Here is a 23454-nt window from a genome sequence, read left to right on the forward strand (position 1 = left end):
GTTATAGATTGTTTGTCTAGATCTTCTCAGTAGTTTAGCCGCTTCCAAAACAACGATTCCTTTTTTGAAATAAGCTTCTATCATCACGAGTTCATTTGGTGTAAGATGGGTATAGGTCATTTGTCTTCACTCCTTATAATTCTTTCGTCAGAACTATTTTGAGTGTAGCACAAATGACTTTTTTAGTTGTCTAGCTTAATTTTACTATCGGCGTAATTAAAAAAACGAGATAAAATCAACTGATTTTATCCCATTTTTTTCTATTTTTATGTTCTCCCTTAATTCAGAAGCTCTTAGCCTTCTTGAGAGTACAAAAGACCCGTTGCTTCATCTACAGGATCAATTTTATTGAAAATTCCTTTTTTTCTAAAGATATATGTCAATAGAAGTGGTACAACAACAGCTATTAGCATTGCTCCTAAGAAAGGTACATAGTATTTCGGAACAATCGATAAAATTCCTGGCAACCCACCGACTCCAATACTTGTTGCTCGTACACCAAACAATGTAGCAAACATCCCTGCTAACCCCGAACCAATCATTCCGGCAATAAATGGATAAACATATTTCAAGTTAATCCCAAACATTGCTGGCTCAGTAACACCTAAATAACATGAAATCATAGCTGGAATGGAAACTTGCTCTTCTTCTTTATTGCCTTTGTGCATGAATACAATTGCTAATACCGCAGACCCTTGTGCGATATTTGATAGAGCAATCATAGGCCATAAGTTCGTTGATTGGAAATCTGCAATGAGCTGTAAATCAATTGCGTTAGTCATATGATGTAAGCCTGTAATCACTAAAGGAGCATACATAAATCCAAAAACAGCACCAAACAACCAGTTAAAGGTTGAAGTTAATCCTGCATTGACAACATCTGATACCCAGCTTCCAATTGCCCAACCAACAGGTCCTAAAATAATATGTGCTGCTAAAACTGTTGGTAGTAAAGCAAATAATGGTACAAAAATCATTGAAATGGCTTGCGGAATTACTTTTCTAAAATATATTTCCAAGTAAGCTAACATAAATCCTGCTAACATTGCCGGAATAACTTGTGCTTGGTACCCAATCATATTTACTTGCGCAAAACCAAAATCCCAAAATGGAATGTCAGCAACTGGTGTACCTGCTACAGCATATGCATTTAATAATTGCGGTGACACTAACGTAATCCCTAAGACAATCCCTAAAATCTGTGTCGTTCCCATTTTCTTCGTGATGCTCCATGTAATACCTACTGGTAGAAATTGGAAGATTGCCTCTCCAATTAACCATAAAAATGAGTTAACACCATTCCAAAATGTCGAAACTTCCACAATTTTTTGCCCATCTAAAAATCCAAATGGAATTCCTTCTAATACATTACGAAATCCCAAAATTAATCCACCGATAACTAATGCGGGAATTAATGGCGTAAAAATTTCTGCTAAAACTGAAATCGCTCGTTGAACAGGATTCAAGTTTTGTTTTGCAGCAGCTTTCCCCGCCTCTTTAGATACTCCTTCTAAACCAGAGATTTCCGAAAATTCATTATAAAATGTTGACACTTCATTACCAATAATTACTTGAAATTGCCCCGCATTCGTAAAAGTTCCTTTCACTGCTGGAATCTTTTCAATTGCTGCTTTGTCAGCCTTTTCAGGATCATTCAAAACAAAACGCATCCTTGTTGCACAATGAGAAACTGCAGCAATATTCTCCTTGCCACCAACTTCTTTTAACAGTTTTTGCGCATCTTCCTTAAATTTACCCATTTTTTTGCTCCTCCCTGCCAACTTGTACATACAAGTTGTTTGTAATCTTATAATACTTCATTCTGAATTCTTTTACAAGCGTTTTCTTGAGAAAAAGAAATCTCAAGAAATTTGTAACAACTTCTTCTTTTACCAACTAGCTATCAACTGCGTAAAAATAAGCTTTGTAACAATAAATACTTAAAGAAACGTCTGTGTACTTTATTTCATTTTGTAAAATATGAACTATTTTATACGACTTTAGGAGGATAAAAAAGTGCAGATAATTCAGTCTTTTGTTGGAATCATTTTATTAGCATTTATGTGAAAATAGACCTAGGAGGTGGTTTCAATGAAAATCACATTGAGAAGACAAACAACTTGGGGTTGTGTACGCTACTTTTCTCTTTATAAAAATGGAACTTATCAAGGAAAGTTATTCAATAATATTGCGACTGAACTAGAGGTTGACGCTGGGGACAAAATAGAATTTCGTGAAGGCCTATTTCAATTTTCGCAAAAAATGATTGTTTCACCAAGCATGACAGAGATTACGATTACTAATTCAAAAAACTTACAGCCATTATTTCTTAAATTCATTACTCTGTTCCTATTAGTTTCATTTTTCGCACTGTCTATTCATTCTTTAGGCGTTTTCTTAGCTGTTGAACTAGTAACATTTCTACTTTTGAATCATGTTTTTAGACATCAGTCTTATCAGTTCCAAATTGAGGGGTATCAAAAAACACATTCTTTTTCACCTTATCTGTTTTAAAATAAAAAATCCTTTTACTCAGTAATTATAGAGTAAAAGGATTTTTCAGCTTAATTAGTTACTTTTCATTAGCTCTGTTACATAAGCAACAGTATCTGGTTGTTCAACTTCAATTTTTGCAATTGCCTCTGCAAAGTTTGGTAAATGATCTTTATGAGCTATTAACAATTCGTCTAGCAATGTTTTAGCCATTGCTCCTCCTGGAACTAATGGATTGATTGTAAATGCATGCAATGCTGCTCCATAGTCACCATTAATTGCTGCGCGGATGACCGTTTCTTCCATCCCTTTCATCACTTGGATAATTCCTCTTGCAGCTGGTGGGAAAGCGCCCCAGTTATACGGTTCATGTCCATGAGCAGTAACTGGACCAGAAACTTCAACGACACAGTCGTAAGGTAAATCAGTGATTGTACCATTATTTTCTGTTGAAACAACCATATCTGTGCGTTTATCATTGTAAATTGAAGCAATCAATTCACAAGCTGCATCACTATAATGCGTTCCACCACGTTGTTCTAATTCTTTTGGTTTGTAATCTAGATTAGGATCTTTATAGAGTTCAAATAAGCGAGCTTCCGTTTCTTTAACAACTTGTGCTCTTGTTTCTCCCTTTTCAAATTCCTCAATAGAATGTTTTAACATTTCATCTTCAATATAGTAATAACGGTGGTAGCCACAAGGAAGCAAGCCTAAATCTTTGATTTGCTCGTAATGATAAGGTGCATCCCAAATGTTTTTCAAATGACTTTCTTGTTCTTCCTGAGGACCATAAATTAAATCAATTAATTCTTGCGTTCTTTCTTTTCCTTCTTTATCCCAAACTCGATGCCAATGGAAATGATTAATTCCAGCAAATTTGAAGAATAAGTCCTCTTCAGGAATACCTAGTTTTTCAGATGCTTGTTTTCTATGCCCAATTGGCACATTACATAATCCTGCTGTTTTTTTCCAACCGCCATGTTTAATGGCTGCTTCTGTGACCATTCCTGCAGGATTCGTAAAGTTTACTAGCCAAGCATCTGGACATAGTTCTTTCATATCTTCGATAATCCCAAGAATAACTGGAATCGTACGGAATGCTTTAAACATTCCACCAGCTCCGTTAGTTTCTTGTCCTAGCACACCATGTGATAAAGGAATCCGCTCATCTTTAATTCGAGCATCTAATAATCCTACACGAAATTGAGTTGAAACAAAATCAGCATCTTTCAACGCTGCACGACGGTCTAAAGTCAGATGAACTTCCCAATCCAAACCTGCTGCTTTTACCATACGTTTGGCCATTGCGCCAACCGTTTCTAATTTTTCTTTTCCTGCTTCAATATCTACTAGCCAAATTTCTTTAATTGGCAGTTCGTCTTTTCTTTTGATGTATCCTTCAATTAATTCCGGTGTGTAGCTAGATCCTCCACCAATTGTTGCGATTTTTAAGGCTCCTCTTGACATGTGATTTCCCCCTATTATTTTTTCGAGTCACATTATGACATCGTTTACATTCTTATCATAATATGTGGGAATGTTCCCATGTCAAGCCTATTTTTCAATTTTTTTATGATATACTATAATTATTCAGTTAAAGGAGCTAAAAAATGACTACTATTATAGATGTTGCTAAAAGAGCTAAAGTCTCTAAATCAACGGTTTCTCGTGTTGTTTCTGGAAATGGGTATGTTAGTAAAGAAAGTCGTCAGAAAGTAATAGAAGCGATGGAAGCTCTTTCCTATTCACCTAACCTATTGGCAAGAAACTTACAAAGTGGTGCTACTAAAACAATTGGTTTTCTGGCACAAGGCTACTTCGATTTACTAGGAACTGTTTTAGAAAGCTTCATTTCTATTGCTAAAGAATACAATTATTATGTAACGCTCTATTTTACAGATGGCGACAAGAAAAAAGAAATTGATGCCTTAAATCAAATGAAATACAAACAATTAGATGGTATTTTCATTTTAACACGTGCGAATGACTGGGAAGTAATTGAACCTTACAGTGTCTATGGCCCTATTGCTACTTGGCATAGACTTGATTCTGAAAGAATTTATTCTTCTTATGTAGATCACTATTCAGGCTACTATCGTTCACTAGAATATCTTTTCAATCGAGGTTACGAAGAAATCGGACATGTCTTAGGGAATCCAGAAAATTTGAATACAAAAGCTCGTTTAAAAGCAATTGCTGACTTTCAAGCTGATATGGGACTAGCTGAAAAGAAAGAGTGGATTTTTCCTGCAGCTGGTCATCACGGTAACGGAAGAATTATTGCTAATCACTGGGCAAAAATGGATCTCAAACCAACAGCTATCGCCTTTTTTACCGATTCTGTTGCAGGAGAATTCATTTCAGAGCTTCAATTACTAAATTATTCAGTGCCAAAAGATGTTGCAGTCATTGGATTTGATAATAGTGAAACGAGTGAGTTAATGCATATCACTACTATTGATTATTCCATCAAACAACAAACAGAAAATTCATTTATTTATATTTATAACCAGCTACACAAACAGTCGATTCCAGAGAAAAAGATTACAGTCCGCTTAATTGAACGGAATACTGTACCTAAAAAATAGGCACTTAAAAGTAGGTCGAGAAAAAACGTTTAGAGAGGGTGTTACAAAACTAAAAATTAGTTTTGTAACACCCTCTCCTTTAAAACACCTATTTTATTTAAACTGTTTTTTTACGTTCGTTTTTCAGTATTGAAATTGATTGTTTCAATGATTTAATCATTCCACCTTCGTTATAAACTAAAACATTAGATTTATACAAGGTTGCTGAAAACATTGTTAAGCCAATTCCAAAAATGACTAAGGTACCTATTGAAATAAAGATTCCTGCAGTAGAAACTGTTTCATTTGCTACGCGAATTGGCATAATAAAGGATGAGATCAACGGGATATATGAAGTTACTTTTATGACAATATTTTGTGGGTCTGTTGTCCCTAAAAACATCCCGATAAAATAACCAATCATTGCTAAATAAGTTATTGGTTGTACTGCTTTTGCGGTATCTTCTGGTTTAGATACTAATGAACCACAAAGGGCGGCTAAAACAGAATAAATCAAGATTCCCAAAATAAAGAATATCAATGTATAAGCAAGGAAGCTTCCTAAAAGATCATTAAGTGAAAAGTTTGTTAGAAAATCCTTGACAAAGTCCATGTCTTTTAGCTGGTTGTATCCTATTGCAAAGCTGACACCGTAAATAAGAATTTGCGTCAACGCTACTAAAACAACTCCTGTTAACTTACCATAAAAATGTGTTTGCGCTTTGGTACTAGACAAGATAACTTCCATAATCCTCGTTCCTTTTTCTGAAGCAATTTCTTGTGCGATGATGGAAGAATAAGAAACGATAATCATAAACAGAACCAGACTTAACGCATAAGCTACACCAAATAAAATCATCGTATTATCTTGACCTGTTGTCATTTTTCCGTCTTCACCAAAGCTAACTTTTGTTTTGGAAAAATTTGCTGGTTGATTTAAACTTGCTACTTGTTCTGGTGTAAGATTTAATTTACTAGCATTAATTGATGATTGAATTGTATTAAGCATTTGATTAATAGTTAGCTCAGTAACTGTCCCTAAAGAGGATTCCGCATACAATTTGCCAGTTATTTCATCATCCTTAACCGTTAAAACAAGAAAAGCATCTAAATCTTTTGCTTTTAATTTCTTTTGGGCCTCTTTTTCAGTAGAAATATATTTAAATTTAAAGTCGTCATTTTTAATACTTTCCATTTGCTGTGCTAATTCTTGATTTTCAGAAATAACACCTACATTATTTATTTCAGAAGAACCACTCGCTAAAGACCCTGCAAGATAGATAACACCTAACAAAATAAACGGAACTAAAATCATGATTAAAAAAGCAACAGATTTTACATTTTTCTTATAAACATCGCTTGCTATAATCCAAAATTTATTCATTTGGCGCACCTGCTTTCATTTTAAATATCTCTTCTAATGTTGGAGGTTGTTGATTAAACATTGGAATATAGCCAAACTGTGTCGCTCTAGCAAATATTTCTTCGCCAGCTTTTGGATCAGTAAGGGTTGCTTCAAGTACGCCATCATCCCGTTTAATCGCGGATTTTACACCTTCAACTGCAAGAACATCTTCAGCTGTTAAAGAGGATTCTAAAAATAACTTGGTACGGCCGAATCTTTCCCGAATTTCATGAACTTTTCCATCCAATACCATTTTCCCATTTTTTAGCATCACTAAATGGTCGCATATTTTTTCTACGTTATCCATGTTATGACTGGAAAAAATAACACACGAACCTTTAGCTTTTAATTCTAAAATCCCATCTTTTAATAATTCAGCATTTACAGGATCTAGTCCGCTAAAAGGTTCATCTAAGATAACCAATTTAGGTTCATGAATCAATGTAGCAATCAATTGCACCTTTTGTTGGTTTCCTTTTGAAAGAGATTTTACTTTATCGGTTTTCTTTCCTTTGACTTTGAATTTTTCCATCCATTCGTCAATTTTCGGTTCAATTTCTTTTTTCGTTTTCCCTCTTAATTCTGCAAAGTAGATCAACTGATCTTGGATAGAGACTTTAGGATATAATCCACGTTCTTCAGGTAAATAACCGATTGTATTGTAATCTTTCCCAGATATTTTATGTCCATTCCATAGTACGGTTCCACTATCTGCTGATAAAAAGTCTAAAATCAACCGAAAAGTAGTGGTTTTCCCAGCACCATTCTGACCGATTAGCCCTAATATTTTTCCATCTGGAATTTCAAAAGACACATTGTCTAGCGCTTTAAAATCACCAAATGTTTTCACCAAATTCTTTACCTCTAACATTTAATTTCCTCCTTCATATAAAATTATTTATGTAGATTAGACGAATAAAATAGTCTAAAGATTTTTATTTTCCTATAAACTAGTAATTTCAGCAAATATTTCTTATCGGAACATTTCGACTTTTCTGTAGAAAAAATATGATGCCATTTCCCTACACATGAAAATCATTTTAATTTGTTATAAAAATATTATTTCATAATGTAAAATAAGTCAAATGCTTTTTTACATTTTTTTATTATAGTACCAGTAGAACAAGCCATATAGTAGAAAAAATGAACTGACAAAATAAGCTATAATCATCGAATATTGCGTATTAAATACACCTAAGATAATTACCATAACGTAAACACTGACTAAAAAACACACTGAAGTCATCTTCCACGCTAAATTCCCAATCGCTACATTTCGTTCATCTGTTTCTTTTAGTCTCTTTCTTTTTAAAGTGCTCTCATTGTTCATAATACTATAACTATTGATTATTAATACAATTGAACTCCCTATAATTCCGATGCCGATGCCTATATAATAACTTTTTGTATGTTCTGGCATTACTACACCTAAAAAAGGTTTAGAAAAAAATGCAAGGAAAACAGTAAATAATCCAATCGAAAATAAAATAAAATATTTTAAACACCTCTTTCTCAATACTTTTCTGTAATCCTCATTATTATTTATTTTATTTCCATTAATAATCGGTTTTAATTTCATTTTTACAACTCCTTATATCAATAATGTTCTATTCCAAATTCATTCACTTCAATAAATTTTCCTCTTCTAAATCAAAAATAAAAATCTCTTCTATCGTTTTATGAAAAAACTGAGCAATTTTATGAGCTAAAATCAAGGAAGCGTTATATCGTCCATTTTCTAATGAAATGATCGTTTGTCTTGTTACCTCCACTGCATCAGCTAATTCATTTTGTGTAATCTTGCTGGCTTTCCTTAATTCTTGAATTCTATTCTGCATATACTTCTCACCTTTCTATTTAAGATAGCTTTAAATAGGGAATTATACACCTAAAAGTATAGCAAGCTTTACAAAAATAGTTTAGTATACTTTACATTTTATGTCAAGGGTACTTTACAAAATTAAAAATAGCAGAATTTAACAAGAACTGCTTTGCTAAAATCTACTATTTCATATTTATTTATCTGTGTCAGCATGCAGCTGTTTATATACATTTTTAGCAACATTTAATGGTAATCCTGATTTATTTAGCTCCTCAATAGAGGCATCAGTAATGTTCTTTAAGGACTTAAATTGTTTTAGCAAGTTCTTCTTACGTTTAGGCCCTAAGCCATCAATATTGTCTAACTTTGAAGCAAAGCTATTCTTACTTCGCAATTGTCTATGGAAGGTAATTGCAAATCGATGAACTTCGTCCTGAATTCTTTGTAGTAAGAAAAACTCTTGTGAATTTCGTTCCAATGCCACTACATTCAGCTCTGATCCAAATAATAGCTCGCTGGTTTTATGCTTGTCATTTTTTGCTAATCCAGCTATTGGAATATCCAAACCTAATTGATTTTCCAACACTTCTTTTGCTGCATCAACTTGCCCTTTTCCGCCATCAATAACGATTAAATCAGGAAATGGTAACCCTTCTTTCACTACGCGAGAATAACGGCGATAGATGACTTCCCGCATAGACGCATAGTCATCGGGACCTGTAACTGTTTTGATTTTATATTTTCGATATTCTTTTTTATCTGGTCGACCGTCTATAAAAACAACCATTGCCGATACCGGGTCTGTTCCCATAATATTTGAATTATCAAATGCTTCAATCCGAATAGGTGTTGGAATATTCATAGCGTTTCCTAATTTTTCTACTGCACCGATGGTTCGTTCTTGTTTTCGTACAATAATATCAAATTTTTCTTGTAAAGCAACTGTTGCGTTTTTTCCAGCTAATTTCACTAGCTTCTTCTTTTCTCCCCGTTGTGGTTGTAAAACTTTTGTAGAAAGCAGCGCTTCAACACTTTCCTTATCAATATTATCAGGAATTAAGACTTCTTTTGGTATAAAATGCTCATTCTCTTGATAGAACTGTCCGATGAAAGTTAAAAAGTCTTCCTCTTCTTCATTATAAAATGGGAAAATGGAAACATCACGTTCAATTAGTTTCCCTTGACGAATGAAAAACACTTGAACACACATCCATCCTTTATCAACAGCATAACCAAAAACATCTCGATCAATTAAATCCGCATTGGTCATTTTTTGACGAGTCATAACTGTCTCGATAGATTTTATCTGATCTCGATATTCAGCAGCTTTTTCAAATTCCATTTTTTCAGCGGCTAGTTCCATTTTTTTCTGTAGTTCTTCTTGGATTTGTGGATGACCACCATTAAGAAAGCGACGAATCTCTTCCACCATGTCTTTATAGGTCTTTTTAGGTATATCAAAAATACAAGGTGCTAAACATTGTCCCAGATGATAATAGAGACATACCTCTTTAGGTAAGACGCGACATTTTCTTAATGGGAAAAGTCGATCTAATAATTTCTTTGTATCATTTGCAGCTCCAACATCTGGATAAGGGCCAAAATAAGAAGCCTTATCTTTTAGTACTTTACGAGTAATTAATAGACGAGGATAATCTTCTTTTGTAATCTTGATAAAAGGATAACTTTTATCATCTTTCAGCATAATATTATACTTTGGGTCATTTTTGTGGATCAAATTTATTTCCAATAGCAAGGCTTCAATGTTTGATTCAGTTACAATATATTCAAAATCTTCAATTTCACTAACAAGCCGCTCAGTTTTTGTATCGTGGCTTCCAGTAAAATAGGAGCGTACACGGTTTTTTAAAACTTTCGCTTTCCCTACATAAATAATCGTCCCATTTTTATCTTTCATTAAATAACAACCAGGTTGATCAGGAAGTAAAGCTAATTTATGTTTAATTCGTTCGTTCATGTTCCTTCCTTTCCGTAACTTTCAATGATTTCATTATACCATTTTTTTTAATTTTTTCAGCTTTTTTACAGACACTTGTTCCCCTATCAATCATAAGTTCTAATTTTTCTTTAAGTAAAAAATCCTCTAACCCATTATATATGGATTAAAGGATTTTTATACTTTGTTGCTTACATGTGGCTCGCAATCATTGCTTTTAACTGATCTTTCGATTGGACACCCACCGCTTTTTCAACGACTTCTCCATCTTTTTTTAAGATTAGAGTAGGAATACTCATGATGCCGAAGCTTGCTGGAGTTTCAGGGTTTTCATCCACATCCATTTTTACAATTTTCACTTCATCTTCATCATATTCTTCAGATAGTTGTTCTAAGATCGGTCCTTGCATTCTACAAGGTCCACACCAAGTTGCCCAAAAATCAATTAATACTAAACCTTTGTCTGTTACTTCTGCAAAATCTTTATCTGTAATAGCTTCTGTCATTGTATATACCTCCTAATATCTTATCCTTAATTCTATTATAGCACTTCACTTGCAATCCAACTAGTTTGACGCTTACCTTTAGTAAGTCAGTTTAACCAAATTTAACAATTGTAGCTCCATTTCCACCTTGATTCGCCGGAGCAAACTCAAAACCTTTAACACTACGATGATTTTTAAGGTATTCAGTAATTCCTGTTCGTAAAGCTCCTGTTCCTTTTCCATGAACAATTGTAACTTGAGGATAGCCAGCTAAAATTGCTGCATCCAAATATTGATCAACCTCCGCCAGTGCCTCTTCGTATCGTTTTCCCCGTAGGTCTAATTGATTTGGCACATGACTACTTTCTGCGGATCTAATTGAAGTCACTCGTTGTGTCGGTTCTTTAAGTGGTGCTACTGGTGTCATATTTTCTTCTGAGACAGCCATTTTTAAAATCCCTAACTGAACTTGCCACTCATGAGTATTGATTTTACGAATAAGTGTCCCTCTTTGTCCGTAAGTGTCTACAATCACTTCATCACCGGCTTTTAATTGTTTTTGCTCTTTTGCTCGTTTCAAGACTTTATTTTTTTCTAAACGTGTTTCTTCTTGATGTAATTGTGTTAATTTACTTTTGGCATCAATCAATTGGTGTTCCTTTATGCCGCCTTGCGTACCACTGGCTAATTGCATTTTTCTTATATCAGAAATAATTCCCTCTGCTTCTTCCTGTGCTTGTGCTACCAGCTCATTTGATTTTTTACGAGCTTTTGCCATTTCCTTTTCACGTTCATCAAAGAAGAAACTATAAGCTTCTTTTAAATCTCTGTAAAGATTTTCTGCTTCATCTACATAGTGACGAACTTCTAAATATTCTGTCTCAGCCATTTTTCGACGGTTTTCAAGATCTGCTATCATTTCATTCAGGTCTTGACTTTCACCATCCATGATTTGTTTTGCTTCAGAAATAATTGTTGTGTCTAAGCCTAAGCGCTTAGATATTTCAAAGGCATTGCTTCGTCCAGGTACACCAATCAACAGTCGATACGTTGGGCTTAGAGTGTCTACATCAAATTCCATACTAGCATTGATTGTCCCTGCACGATTGTAGCCATAAACTTTTAACTCTGGATAATGAGTAGTTGCCATAACATACGCACTTTTACTACCGAGAGCATCCAAAATAGAAATCGCTAGTGCTGCACCTTCTTGCGGATCAGTTCCAGCTCCTAGCTCATCAAATAGAACCAAGCTACGTTCATTTACCTTATCTAAAACACTCACAATATTTGTCATATGAGAAGAAAAAGTACTTAAGCTTTGCTCAATGGATTGCTCATCACCAATATCCGCAAAAACCTCTTCAAAAATTCCCATCTGGCTTTCTTCTCCAACGGGAATTGGCAACCCTGATTGTCCCATTAATTGCAAAAGGCCTAATGTTTTTAAAGTAATAGTTTTTCCACCTGTATTCGGTCCAGTAATCACAATTGCTTGATACTCTTTTCCAATCATAATATCGTTAGCAACGACTTTGTCTTGATCAATTAAAGGATGTCTTGCTTGCTTGAAATAAATATGATTTTCTAGACTTATTTCTGGCACAATTCCTCTCAACTCTTTACCAAGTCTTGCTTTAGAATTAATAAAATCTAATTTTCCAATCACATAGGCATTATGCAAGATCTCATTACGATAAGGAACTAATTCTGCTGACAGCTCAGATAATATCCGCTCAATTTCATTTCTTTCAGCAATTTGATGTTGTCGTAAGCGATTATTGGATTCGACAATTTGTTTTGGTTCAATAAATAGCGTTTGACCTGATGCACTTTGGTCATGTACCACTCCACCAAAAACACCTTTATACTCTTGCTTCACTGGAATTACATAACGTTCATTCCTCATGGTAATGATTGCATCACTTAAATATTTTGCATTTTTTCCCCTAACAATACCATCTAGTTGTTCTCTGATGGTTTGTTCACTACGACGGATATTCTGACGGATTATTTTTAACTCTGGCGAAGCTTCATCTGTTACCCGTCCGTCTTCATCGATAGATTCTTTTAACCGTCGGCTTAATTCTGGTAAATGAACAAGCTGTTCAATCCAATTGTAAAGTCTTGTCAATTCAATTTCGCTATCTTGTAAATCTTCGAAAAAGCGAGTGATTTCTGATGTAGTTGATAATACTCTACCTACTTGTGCAAGTTCAACACCATTCAAATCAGCACCTATTTCGATCCGCTTCATGTGGGGTCTGATATTTTCTAACTTTGGAATCGGAATGCCGCCACGTAGACGTTGTACTTTTAACCCATCCTCTGTTTCTTCTAACCAAGATTGAATGGTAGATGCTTCACTGACTGGAACAAGTTGTTCTACTTCCTCTGCACCTTGAGCTGTTACAATATACGTAATCAACAATTGTTTGACTTTATCAAATCCTAAAGTAGTTAAAATTCTTGTATTCATTTTTTCACCTTCTCTTTTCTCTATAAGAAAAGCTGAACGTTATTTGTCCAGCTTCGTGACTTTATTTAATCATTTGCTCAATCCACATATTTTGCACTTGTTTCGTTAAAATCGGCGTATTTTCAACAATAAATCGAGCGAGTCCACTATTTTTAAATTGATTTTGCACAGCATCAACTGGTAGCATGGCTATTGTGCTCAACACTAAAAAGATCCCGACATATATAACTAAAAAGCTTAGCACCCCGCCAGCTAACCCATTCGCTTGCTTCAAAACAGGAATAAACGTGAGTCCATGGGCAAATACAGCTAAAATTCGAACAACTAACCACCCTGCAAATAGGATTATTAGAAATGCGATAGCACCATAAAAAGCCTGATCCAACTCCAATGTTAACTTTTGATCAAAAAATAACAATTTTGTTTCCGCTGTTGGTGAAGGGTATGGAATATATAATTCAAGATGAGAGGCTAGAGCTTTATAGTTCTGTTTCGCAACAAGATAGGCAATCAAATACCCTACAGTATAAATTATTTGTAAGACTAATCCTCGCTTTGTGCCAGTATAAAACCCCATTGCTAAAATAAGGAAGATTATTAAGGTTAACATCCTATCATCCTCTCAGATTATTGATCTTGTGTACTTTTGTTTTGAATTTTTTTCTTATGGTTTTCGTTTAAAATTTGCTGGGCTTCCATGTGGTTTTGAATTTCAACACCTTCTTGACCATTCTTCTTCAATACATCTCTAGCTTCTTCTTCTATAGCTTCAATTCGTTTAATACGATTTTCAAGTTCAGCAACTTTAATTGTTCGCTGCTTCAATTCAGCTACTTCTTGTTCTAACTTCATTACTTGTTCTTGTTTTTTTAATTGATCTGAAATCGCATTGATTGCTAATAGAACAGAAGCTTGTTCGTTATTCGTTTGTGGTGAAATATGCTTTATTTCAGCTAGTTGTTCATTTACTAGTTTCGTCACTAAATCCATATGTTGTTTATTTTCTTGTCCGATAATTGTATACGTATGTTCAGCAATCACGGCTTTATATCTCGCTTTATCTTTGGCCATGTTGAAGGACCTCCTTATAATATTCCATTTGTCAGGTCTATACTGAAAGATAGATTCCCTATTTTCTCTAACTAATCCCTTACTATTATATGCTAACACAAGAAAAAGTAAAAGCTTTAATCAAAAGAATCAGAGGAATTCTGCCACTCTTAAAAAATCCTTTTGCTTTGGTTGAGTGATTTTTTATATATTTTTATCGCTTTCTATGCTGTCTAGTTTTCAGAACATGGAAAAATCTTCCTACGAGATAATTACCTCATAGGAAGATTTTAGCAAAATGACTATTTCCAATAATATTCAAGTCCCTGAAACCCTTGCTACTTCTTGTTTTCATCCTCATCCATTTTAAGAACTGCCATGAAGGCTTCTTGAGGAACTTCAACTGACCCTACTTGTTTCATTCGTTTTTTACCATCTTTTTGTTTCTCTAATAGCTTACGCTTACGGGAGATATCTCCACCATAACATTTGGCTAAAACGTTTTTGCGTAGGGCTTTAATCGTTGAACGGGCTGTGATTTTTTGGCCAATGGCTGCTTGGATTGGCACTTCAAACTGTTGACGAGGAATTAATTTTTTTAATTTTTCAACAATTACTTTGCCACGTTCAAAAGCAAAATCTTTATGCACAATAAAGCTCAGAGCATCAACTTTTTCCGAGTTCAAAAGAATATCCATCTTAGACAGATTACTTTTACGGTAGCCAATCATTTCATAATCTAATGAAGCGTACCCTTTTGTTCCTGATTTTAAACGGTCAAAGAAGTCATAAACGATTTCTGATAATGGCATATCATAAACGACATTTACTCTATATTCATCCAAATAATCCATCGTTACAAATTCTCCGCGTTTTCGCTGAGAGATTTCCATCACAGCACCAACATATTCATTGGGTACCATGATTGTTGCCTTCACGTAAGGCTCTTCTACAAAATCGACACTACTTTGGTCTGGAAATTCTGCTGGATTATCAACCACAATTTTCGTTCCATCGGTCTTCGTTACGTGGTAAATTACTGATGGCGCTGTTGTAATCAGATCAAGGTTGAATTCACGTTCTAAACGTTCTTGGATAACATCCATATGCAGCAAACCTAAAAAGCCACAACGATAACCAAACCCTAAGGCCTGAGAAGATTCTGCTTCAAACTGTAAAGCTGCATCATTTAGTTGTAATTTTTCCAACGCTTCACGTAATTCAACATATCGTGAGTTATCGATTGGATACAATCCACAATAAACCATTGGATTCATTTTACGATATCCGGCTAAAGCTTCTTTTGCAGGATTGTTTGCTAAAGTTACTGTATCCCCTACTTGGGTATCACGAACTGTTTTGATAGCTGCTGTGATATAACCTACATCACCAACCATTAAAAAGTCACGACTAATTGGCTTAGGTGAGAAAATACCTACATCCGTTACTTCAAAAGTCTTGTTGTTATTCATCATCATGATTTTATCTCCAGGTTTTACAACCCCATCCATGATTCGGACATTCAAAATAACACCACGATAACTATCATAAACTGAATCAAAGATTAACGCCTTTAATGGTGCTTCAAGATCTCCTGTTGGTGCTGGAACTAAGTCAACGATTTGTTCTAAAATCTCTTCGATTCCAATCCCTGCTTTTGCGCTTGCTAAAACAGCATCGCTAGCATCAATTCCAATAACATCTTCTATTTCGGTACGAACACGTTCTGGATCGGCTGCTGGTAAATCAATTTTATTGATTACTGGAAGAATCTCCAAATCATTGTCTAAGGCTAAATAAACATTTGCTAAGGTTTGCGCTTCAATCCCTTGAGCGGCATCAACAACTAATATAGCCCCTTCACAAGCGGCTAAACTTCTTGATACTTCATAAGTAAAGTCCACGTGCCCTGGGGTGTCAATCAAATGGAAAATATAATCTTCCCCATCTTTTGCTGTGTAAGTCAATTCAACAGCGTTCAATTTAATCGTAATACCACGTTCACGCTCTAAATCCATCGCATCAAGTAATTGATCTTGCATTTCACGGTCTGAAACGGTTTCTGTTTTTTGTAAAATCCGATCAGCAAGTGTAGATTTCCCATGATCGATATGGGCTATAATCGAAAAATTACGAATCTTTTCCTGTCTTTGTTTCATTTCATCTATATTCATGATATTCCTCATTTCTTTTCAGTCAGCACTTTTCATTATAGCAAGGTTTTTCAAAGATTTAAAGAACTTTCATAGCTAGATTCAACGATTCTTCTATTTTTGTCCTCTATATGATGAATCTTCAAAACTGTCTATCTTAATTCGTAACACATCTTCCTTAGATTTGGTATACTATAATTATATTTGTTCGACTTAAAAATAATAGATATCAAAATATTATGCGTCGAACGAAAGAAAATTTGCATTCAAGTGCATCGCTTTCTATCGATGGTTGATATAAAACGAAGGGAATTTCTTCTTTCATTTGATTGCAAAGAATAAACAATAGCAAAAAAATTTGGAGATGGAAAAATGGAAGATCATGAGTTTCGAGATAGTTTAGAATTAAAACCTGTAGAAATGGAACATGTGGCTCAATTTAATGAACTACTAAGTTATGTTTTTCAATTTACAGAAGCTGACTTAGAAGAAAGTGGCTATGAAAGTAAAAGAGAGTTAATTAAATCTAAGCAGCCAATTTTAGAGCTCTCAAAAGTGTTCGGTTGGTTTCATGAAGACAAGCTCATTTCTCAAATAGCAATTTACCCTTGTGAAGTGAATATTCATGGAAAATTATTTAAAATGGGTGGTGTAACTGGTGTAGGAACCTATCCAGAATATGCGAATCATGGCTTAATGCAAGATTTGATTCATGTAGCTTTGGAAAATATGCGCCAAGACAAACAATGGATTTCTTATCTCTATCCTTATAGTATTCCTTATTATCGGAGAAAAGGTTGGGAAATACTTTCAGACAAACTTTCTTTTAAAATAAGAGATACACAGCTACCTAAGCAAGTTGAAGTTCCTGGGTTGGTAGAACGTGTTTCGGTAGATCACGAAGATGTTTTCTCCGTCTACGCTCGTTTTGCTCGTCAAAATCATGGGGCTTTAATCCGCAGTGAATTCAATTGGGAAGAATATTGGCGTTTTGAAAATTTAGAAGAACGGACAGCTGCTGTTTATTATGGTGCAAACCAAGAACCTTTAGGCGTTCTATTTTATTGGGTAGCGGAAGAAGTTTTTCATGTCAAAGAAATGTTCTATTTAAATCAAGAAGCACGAGATGGTCTGTGGAATTTTATTTCTGCACATTTTTCAATGATTTATTGGGTTAAGGGGGATATCTATAAAAATGAACCTCTAGCTTTTCTTTTAGATGACAGTCAAATAAAAGAAACAATAGAACCATATTTTATGGCTCGGATTGTTGATGTCAAAGAATTTTTAACCGCCTATCCTTTCGCCAGCACAGCGAAGCCATTTCATTTTATCGTGACTGATCCTGTAGCAGAATGGAACAACGGGATATTTAGTCTACTTTGGGACGAAAATGATCAAGTCACCATAAGCAATGAACCTTTGGGAAATCCTGTCCATATTGATATTCAAACATTAACTTGCTTAATGATGAATTATCGTCGCCCTTCTTATCTTTACAGAATTGAACACATTGAAACAGATAAAGAAACTTTGCACTCTTTGGAACGAATTATTCCAGATCAAGAAGCTTATTTTAGTGATTACTTTTGATACAGAAATGAAATTATTTACGGGACGTGAGGAATCAATCTAGATTTCACCACGCACTAAGTCCACACCCTATTACCTACTATTTTTATAATAAGCGGAGGAAAGATCATGAACATTTATTTTGCAGGCCCTATGTTTGCTAAGGCAGATTTACTTTATAATGAATATTTAGTTGGAAAAATACGTGAGATAGACTCCTCAATTAGTGTCTATTTACCACAAGAAAATGGTGCTATCAACGACAAAACAGCCTATGCTGATAGTCAAATGATTGCTTTAGCAGATACAGAAAGAGTGTTAAACAGTGATTTATTAGTAGCTGTTCTCGATGGTGCTGTAATAGATTCTGGTGTCGCTTCTGAAATCGGGATTGCTTACGCCAAAGGAATTCCAATTATTGGGCTGTATACAGATACTCGACAACAAGGCGCCGACAATCAGAAGAAATTGGATGCGTTGAATGATACAGCAGAAAATCAGTTTCACTATTTAAATCTCTACACGGTTGGGCTAGTAAAACTAAACGGCACAATTGTTAATACGGACGAAGACTTTTTATCTTTGATTAAACAAGCAACGCTAGAAAAAAATTAGGTCTATCTTGCAAAATGAACCATCCTTAAAAAATAATCTGGAGGTAACCCCTTAATGAAAATTGAGTTTGAAGATAAGCAAGAAAAAACGATTTTTTCCCTACTAGTTGGATTTGGTTTGATTACATTAGTAGTTAATATTGTTAAAATTTTTACTGTCCAGCCTGCAAGTCAATATATCTTGTTAACTTTGGAAATGATTCTTGGGATTGGAGTACTTTTTGTCCCTTTCCTTTTCACAAAACTAACTGGATTAGTTTTTCCTAAAATGGTTCGTCTTTACTATTGGTTTTTCCTTTGGATTGCTGTATTTTTAGGAACTGGTTTACGTTTAATTATCGTGATTCCTTTTTGGGATAAAATTTTGCATACAGTTAGTCCGATTCTGTTAGTAGCTGTCGGTTATGCGTTTATTGGGTATTATTTAAGAGACATTGATTATACCAAAATCAGCCCGTGGCTCTTTATTATTATGGGCTTTGCTTTTGCAGGATTATGTGGTGTTTTTTGGGAGTTTTGGGAATTTATTTGCGATTCACTCGGAGATATGAATCTACAACGATACATGAGTGAATCAGGTGTCCCCTACGTTGGTAGAGCAGCTTTAATGGACACTATGGGAGATTTATTTACGAATACACTTGGCGCATTAGTTTTAACTATCTATAGTTTTACACAGCGGCATAAACCAGACTACTTTAAGAATTATGCTTTTAGAAAAGTAAAAAAATAGATTTAAAAAAAGCGGCAGCGTACTGTCGCTTTTTATAATTAAGAAAATAACGATAATTGTTCCATTGTTTTCTTCTTAGGAGTTGCTTTCACAATATCTTCCATTTTATAAAGCAAGCCATATTTTTCGCAATTTTCAACAAAAGCCTTCGCTAGTTCCTTGCTATTTTTTGCCTCGCAACCATAATTATCTCCATAACTTCTTTGATATCGTTCTTTTAGTCCAGGAAAATGGTGATCCAAGGCTTCAAAATAATGTTCTCTTTGTCCCCTTCTCATAGTCATACCAAATTGCGCATAAATAAATGAGGCACCACTTTCAGATGCTTTTTTAACAATTGCTTCGATGTTTTCAACAGTATCCGTTATATAAGGTAAAACTGGTGTCAGCAAAACGCCTGTGTAAATTCCTGCATCACTTAACTTCCGAATTGCTTCAAATCGTTTACTAGAAACACAAACACCAGGTTCAATAATCCGCGATAATTTATCGTCAGCTGTTGTAATGGATAGTTTAATAGAAGCAGAATGATTTTCTTGGATTTTTTGGATTAAGCCGACATCTCTAATGATTTGATTGCTTTTCGTCTCTATTGAAATGCCATAACCAAATTCAGCGATTTTTTTCAATGCATTTCTAGTCAGCCCTTCCCTAAGTTCTTCTGAATTATAGGCATCTGACATCGCCCCAAAATTAATTACACCTGTTTTATGTTTCTTCAATTCAAAATAAAGCAATCCTTCACTATTTTTCTTCCCTCGAACTCGGTCAAAAGATTCAATGAAATACTTGTCACTGCGACTATCACAATAAATACAGCGATGATTACATCCTTTATACAAATTCATTATATAATCGATACCAAACCATAAATCTCCATTAAACGACACCTTACTTAGCAACGATTTTGCTTCTATCCATTCCATCATCTTATGTTCCCTTCTTCAGTTTACTTATTCTAACTATAACGAACGTATGTTCTTTCGTCAATATAGAATTACCAAATTAAATGCAATAGAAATAAAAGTATGGAAACTAAAAAGCATGTCCTCGTTAGAAATTAAGTTTTATGCCTCTTAAGTTTTTTTTTCGATATTTATTCATTTTGTTTCCTTTTTAATTACTTTAGCGAACAGCACAGTTTTTTCATATACTTTCTGCCAAAATAAAGTAAAATGAAGAAACTAAGGTCTAAACATCTCTCCCTTTTCCCATGAAACAATCAGTCGATTAACTCTTCTTAGCTTAGTATCTTCTCTTTTTGCACTCATTATCCACCAAATAGCATCTCTTTTGTAAGAAGCTGGAAGCTGGTTGAAAAATTTCCAAGAATTCGAATTTTTTCTAATTTCATCTTCATATTCTTTCATTAGAATAGCATTTCTATTGACTAAAGAATACCCTGCTCGATCATTTCTTTGGTTAAAAACAGCCAATCCATTTGGTCTCATCTGATTGAGCGCTATCAGCTTCTGTGCCTTTAGCACATTAACTTTGCTCCAGAGACTATCAAGCTTACGTGGAGTAAAGCGAATTTTATAGCTATCTTCATCAACTTTTTTTCGTCTTCCATCAATCCAGCCAAACGACAGTGCACAATCTACTGATTTAGACCAAGTGAGACTTGCTCTATTAGTCTTTTTCTTTAGAAAAACTACCCAAATTTCACTAGCTGTTTGATGATGAATATCCAACCAATCAATAAATTCTGTTTGATTACTAAAAAATAATCCTTCACTCATTTTCCCAACCATTCTAAAATCATTTTATTAAGCTCTTCAGGTCTTTCCTCTTGAATCCAATGACAAGTGTCTAAACTCCTAACATCTATATTGGGTACAAAATCTTTTATGTTTGGAAGCGGTGGAATAACATCTTTCTCACCATAGACCATTAAAGTTGATTGATGAATAATTGGAGATACGTTACCTAATAAATGCCAATTACGATTTAAATTTCTGTACCAATTGATGCTGGGTGTGAAGCCTGTCTTCTTAAAACTTGCGATATAAATAGAAAGATCCTCATCACTCATAACTGGTTCACCTAAGGGCTTGCTTGCTTTAGCAAGATTAATCATCTCCATGCCTTTAACAACTCTTTGTGACGGGAGATTCTTTCGATATAAATTATGAAGAAACTGTGCTACATTTCCGTCTAATATAGTATCTGCAACTCCTGGTTGTTTGTTAAAGTGAACGAAATAGTAATCATTGCCAAAAACTTCTTCCATAAAGTCTATCCAAGGTTTATCTCCTCGAACTTGGTAAGGTAAGCATAAATTAATCATTTTACTAACACGTTCTGGATGCAGTAAAGCCATACTCCAAACAACACTTGCGCCCCAATCGTGGCCCATGAAAATAGCATCTTTGTATTGATAGTAATCCAAAAGAGCAACAAGATCACCTGTTAAATATTCAATATCATATTTTTCGACTTCCTTTGGACAAGAAGACTCTCCATATCCTCGTTGATTAGGTATAATAACGTGGTAACCTGCTTCAACAAGTGAAGGTACTTGATATCTCCAAGAAAAGGCATGTTCTGGCCATCCATGACAGAGAACGATAGGTCGCCCCATATTTTCTTGTCCAGCTTCAAAAACCTCTAGTTTTACACCGTTTACTGAGATAAGTGTTGGTGTTGGAAATTCATAATTTTTTGTCATTTTACATCCTCCTAATTAAAATAGAGTCCTCTAGGAAACTTCACTTCCTTGTCATCGCTACCTTTTAAAGGGGCTTTGGATATATTTTACTCTTCTTTTTAAGTGCTTATTTTTCAATTCATCAACTGGAGCATAACGCAAAGAAAATAACTTATTGTAAATAAAATATCGGAACTACTAGTAGTTGGTGCCAGTAACCGTGTCTGGAAGCCAATGTGAATTACTTGGGCTTGTTATTTATTTAGCCCAAGTTTGAAGCTTGGAAGCTCTGAGACCTGACTTTTGGGCTCAGAGCGATTCCACGGTTTTCACTGGTACAACTGCTAGTAGTGGAGCGGATATAGTTTCCTAGTTCACTCAAATAAAACTGTCTTACACTAATTATATTATCATGGAGGTTTGACAACAGTCTGTCAGGTTTGAGAAGCTCACTTAACTATATTTTTTAGTCATCATACTTAATTTGGAAGCAATTTTTTGACGTAATTCTTTTGGAGCTAAGACCTCTATATGTTCTCCAAAGCTAAATATAAGAGAGTATAACCATTCTTTTTCAGGAAATGTAGCATTAACAAGAAGTTCACCAGTTTCTAAGACCGAAACATCTTCTTTTCTAAAAACATCCTCCACGCGAGACTTCATTACTGGGGAAACTTTCAAGACAATTGTTGTCATTGTTGTTTGTTCATTTAATAATGCCATAATCTCACGATAGGATTTTTTTCGACGTTCAAATAATTTATTTTCGATGTAAAAATCAGTTATACGCGAAATTCTAAATGTTCTAAAGTCCTCTCTTAAACGACAATAAGCAAATAAGTACCAAGTATAATTTTTAAATATTAGTGACATCGGCTCAATTTGTCTTTTGCTGACAATATTATCATAATTTCTATAGTCTATTGTCAACAAACCATTCTGTGTAATAGCTTTTCTAAACGTTCTAACGAGTGATTTTTGATCTGACGTATCTCCAAAAGGATGTAAATCAATGATGATTTGTTCCATATGCTGATTTAGATAATCTAACTTGTTTTTAGGAATTATATTTTGTAGCTTTTCTATGGATGATTCTAAATCAATATCGTCAACCGTAGAATTAATATCCTTGAGAACAGAAAGAAGGGAGGACAGGTTATTAAGAGTCAGTACTTGATGATTTAGCTTATAACTTTCATAAATGCTGAATCCACCATTGTTTCCTGAATGAGAAATAATTGGAATACCAGCCAAATTGATTGTTTCAATATCTCGGTAAATAGTACGAACCGACACTTCAAACTTCTCAGCTAATTCATTTGCTGTTATACGATTTCTATTTAATAGCATCACAATAATGGTTAACAGACGTTCAATTTTCATCGTGTTCTCCTTAAGAATATATTTTTGTTGGAATGCGTCTTTATTGTCTAAAAGATTCTATGAAGCCTTCATACTAAAATAAGCTTAA

General features: G+C 34.5%; 21 protein-coding genes and 1 pseudogene. 5 read left to right on the forward strand and 17 right to left on the reverse strand.

Translation table 11 applies throughout. From position 1 onward, the window contains the following. Nucleotides 1-120: pseudogene (locus tag BCR26_RS06740) on the reverse strand (IS30 family transposase); the annotation flags it as partial. 173 nt (nucleotides 121-293) lie between these two features. Continuing rightward, nucleotides 294-1760 (reverse strand): PTS system trehalose-specific EIIBC component, encoded by a 1467-nt coding sequence (gene treP, locus BCR26_RS06745; protein ID WP_069698219.1) that lies wholly within the window; start codon nucleotides 1758-1760, stop codon nucleotides 294-296. Nucleotides 1761-2091: 331 nt separating this feature from the next. Here treP and BCR26_RS06750 point away from each other — a divergent pair, with 331 nt between their 5' ends. After that, a complete protein-coding gene (locus BCR26_RS06750) occupies nucleotides 2092-2514 on the forward strand; it encodes a hypothetical protein (RefSeq protein WP_069698220.1) in 423 nt (140 codons plus the stop codon). A 54-nt stretch (nucleotides 2515-2568) separates the two neighbouring features. Here BCR26_RS06750 and BCR26_RS06755 read toward each other — a convergent pair whose 3' ends face one another. Continuing rightward, complete coding sequence (locus tag BCR26_RS06755; protein ID WP_069698221.1) at nucleotides 2569-3963, reverse strand: 6-phospho-beta-glucosidase; 1395 nt, start codon at nucleotides 3961-3963, stop codon at nucleotides 2569-2571. A gap of 143 nt (nucleotides 3964-4106) precedes the next feature. On the opposite strand from BCR26_RS06755, the gene BCR26_RS06760 reads away from it, so the two are divergent. Beyond that, nucleotides 4107-5084 carry a LacI family DNA-binding transcriptional regulator gene (locus BCR26_RS06760; protein WP_069698222.1) on the forward strand — a complete coding sequence of 326 codons (978 nt, stop codon included), beginning with the start codon at nucleotides 4107-4109 and terminating at the stop codon, nucleotides 5082-5084. Between the two features lie 97 nt (nucleotides 5085-5181). On the opposite strand, the gene BCR26_RS06765 is transcribed toward BCR26_RS06760, so the two are convergent. The 10 genes from BCR26_RS06765 to lepA all read right to left on the reverse strand — a co-directional run bounded on the left by BCR26_RS06765 (nucleotide 5182) and on the right by lepA (nucleotide 16435). Next, nucleotides 5182-6447: an ABC transporter permease gene (locus tag BCR26_RS06765; RefSeq protein WP_069698223.1), complete on the reverse strand. Its 1266-nt coding sequence runs from the start codon at nucleotides 6445-6447 to the stop codon at nucleotides 5182-5184. Beyond that, complete coding sequence (locus BCR26_RS06770) at nucleotides 6440-7339, reverse strand: ABC transporter ATP-binding protein (RefSeq protein ID WP_069698224.1); 900 nt, start codon at nucleotides 7337-7339, stop codon at nucleotides 6440-6442. The genes BCR26_RS06765 and BCR26_RS06770 overlap by 8 nt, the downstream gene beginning before the upstream one ends. A gap of 222 nt (nucleotides 7340-7561) precedes the next feature. Then, entirely contained in the window at nucleotides 7562-8047 is a 486-nt protein-coding gene (locus BCR26_RS06775; protein WP_069698225.1) for a DUF2178 domain-containing protein, read from the reverse strand. Between the two features lie 43 nt (nucleotides 8048-8090). Next, nucleotides 8091-8306, reverse strand: coding sequence for a helix-turn-helix transcriptional regulator (locus tag BCR26_RS06780; RefSeq protein WP_069698226.1), 216 nt, complete (start codon nucleotides 8304-8306; stop codon nucleotides 8091-8093). Nucleotides 8307-8483: 177 nt separating this feature from the next. Next, nucleotides 8484-10268, reverse strand: coding sequence for an excinuclease ABC subunit UvrC (gene uvrC / locus BCR26_RS06785; RefSeq protein WP_069698227.1), 1785 nt, complete (start codon nucleotides 10266-10268; stop codon nucleotides 8484-8486). Between the two features lie 170 nt (nucleotides 10269-10438). Next, entirely contained in the window at nucleotides 10439-10753 is a 315-nt protein-coding gene (trxA, locus tag BCR26_RS06790; RefSeq protein ID WP_069698228.1) for a thioredoxin, read from the reverse strand. 91 nt (nucleotides 10754-10844) lie between these two features. Further along, nucleotides 10845-13211, reverse strand: coding sequence for an endonuclease MutS2 (locus tag BCR26_RS06795; protein WP_069698229.1), 2367 nt, complete (start codon nucleotides 13209-13211; stop codon nucleotides 10845-10847). Nucleotides 13212-13272: 61 nt separating this feature from the next. Continuing rightward, nucleotides 13273-13821: a CvpA family protein gene (locus BCR26_RS06800; RefSeq protein WP_069698230.1), complete on the reverse strand. Its 549-nt coding sequence runs from the start codon at nucleotides 13819-13821 to the stop codon at nucleotides 13273-13275. A gap of 17 nt (nucleotides 13822-13838) precedes the next feature. Further along, on the reverse strand, nucleotides 13839-14282 hold the full coding sequence (gene zapA, locus BCR26_RS06805) for a cell division protein ZapA (protein WP_069698231.1): 444 nt from the start codon (nucleotides 14280-14282) through the stop codon (nucleotides 13839-13841). Between the two features lie 317 nt (nucleotides 14283-14599). Beyond that, complete coding sequence (gene lepA, locus BCR26_RS06810; protein WP_069698232.1) at nucleotides 14600-16435, reverse strand: translation elongation factor 4; 1836 nt, start codon at nucleotides 16433-16435, stop codon at nucleotides 14600-14602. Nucleotides 16436-16786: 351 nt separating this feature from the next. Between lepA and BCR26_RS06815 the strand changes: the two genes are divergently transcribed. The 3 genes from BCR26_RS06815 to BCR26_RS06825 all read left to right on the forward strand — a co-directional run bounded on the left by BCR26_RS06815 (nucleotide 16787) and on the right by BCR26_RS06825 (nucleotide 19333). Beyond that, on the forward strand, nucleotides 16787-18007 hold the full coding sequence (locus tag BCR26_RS06815; RefSeq protein ID WP_069698233.1) for a GNAT family N-acetyltransferase: 1221 nt from the start codon (nucleotides 16787-16789) through the stop codon (nucleotides 18005-18007). Between the two features lie 108 nt (nucleotides 18008-18115). Beyond that, a complete protein-coding gene (locus BCR26_RS06820) occupies nucleotides 18116-18601 on the forward strand; it encodes a nucleoside 2-deoxyribosyltransferase (RefSeq protein WP_069698234.1) in 486 nt (161 codons plus the stop codon). Nucleotides 18602-18655: 54 nt separating this feature from the next. Further along, nucleotides 18656-19333, forward strand: coding sequence for a DUF2238 domain-containing protein (locus BCR26_RS06825; RefSeq protein ID WP_069698235.1), 678 nt, complete (start codon nucleotides 18656-18658; stop codon nucleotides 19331-19333). A 38-nt stretch (nucleotides 19334-19371) separates the two neighbouring features. Here BCR26_RS06825 and BCR26_RS06830 read toward each other — a convergent pair whose 3' ends face one another. The 4 genes from BCR26_RS06830 to BCR26_RS06845 all read right to left on the reverse strand — a co-directional run bounded on the left by BCR26_RS06830 (nucleotide 19372) and on the right by BCR26_RS06845 (nucleotide 23366). Beyond that, nucleotides 19372-20262 carry an SPL family radical SAM protein gene (locus BCR26_RS06830; RefSeq protein WP_245341930.1) on the reverse strand — a complete coding sequence of 297 codons (891 nt, stop codon included), beginning with the start codon at nucleotides 20260-20262 and terminating at the stop codon, nucleotides 19372-19374. Nucleotides 20263-20517: 255 nt separating this feature from the next. After that, nucleotides 20518-21087, reverse strand: a complete 570-nt coding sequence (locus tag BCR26_RS06835; protein ID WP_245676930.1) for a YdeI/OmpD-associated family protein — start codon at nucleotides 21085-21087, stop codon at nucleotides 20518-20520. Then, nucleotides 21072-22004 (reverse strand): alpha/beta fold hydrolase, encoded by a 933-nt coding sequence (locus tag BCR26_RS06840; protein WP_069698236.1) that lies wholly within the window; start codon nucleotides 22002-22004, stop codon nucleotides 21072-21074. Before BCR26_RS06840 ends, BCR26_RS06835 begins: the two co-directional genes overlap by 16 nt. A 432-nt stretch (nucleotides 22005-22436) precedes the next feature. Further along, entirely contained in the window at nucleotides 22437-23366 is a 930-nt protein-coding gene (locus tag BCR26_RS06845) for a helix-turn-helix transcriptional regulator (RefSeq protein WP_069698237.1), read from the reverse strand. Between the last annotated feature and the right edge of the window lie 88 nt (nucleotides 23367-23454).

This window comes from Enterococcus rivorum (assembly GCF_001742285.1).
Classification (GTDB): Bacteria; Bacillota; Bacilli; order Lactobacillales; family Enterococcaceae; genus Enterococcus_L; species Enterococcus_L rivorum.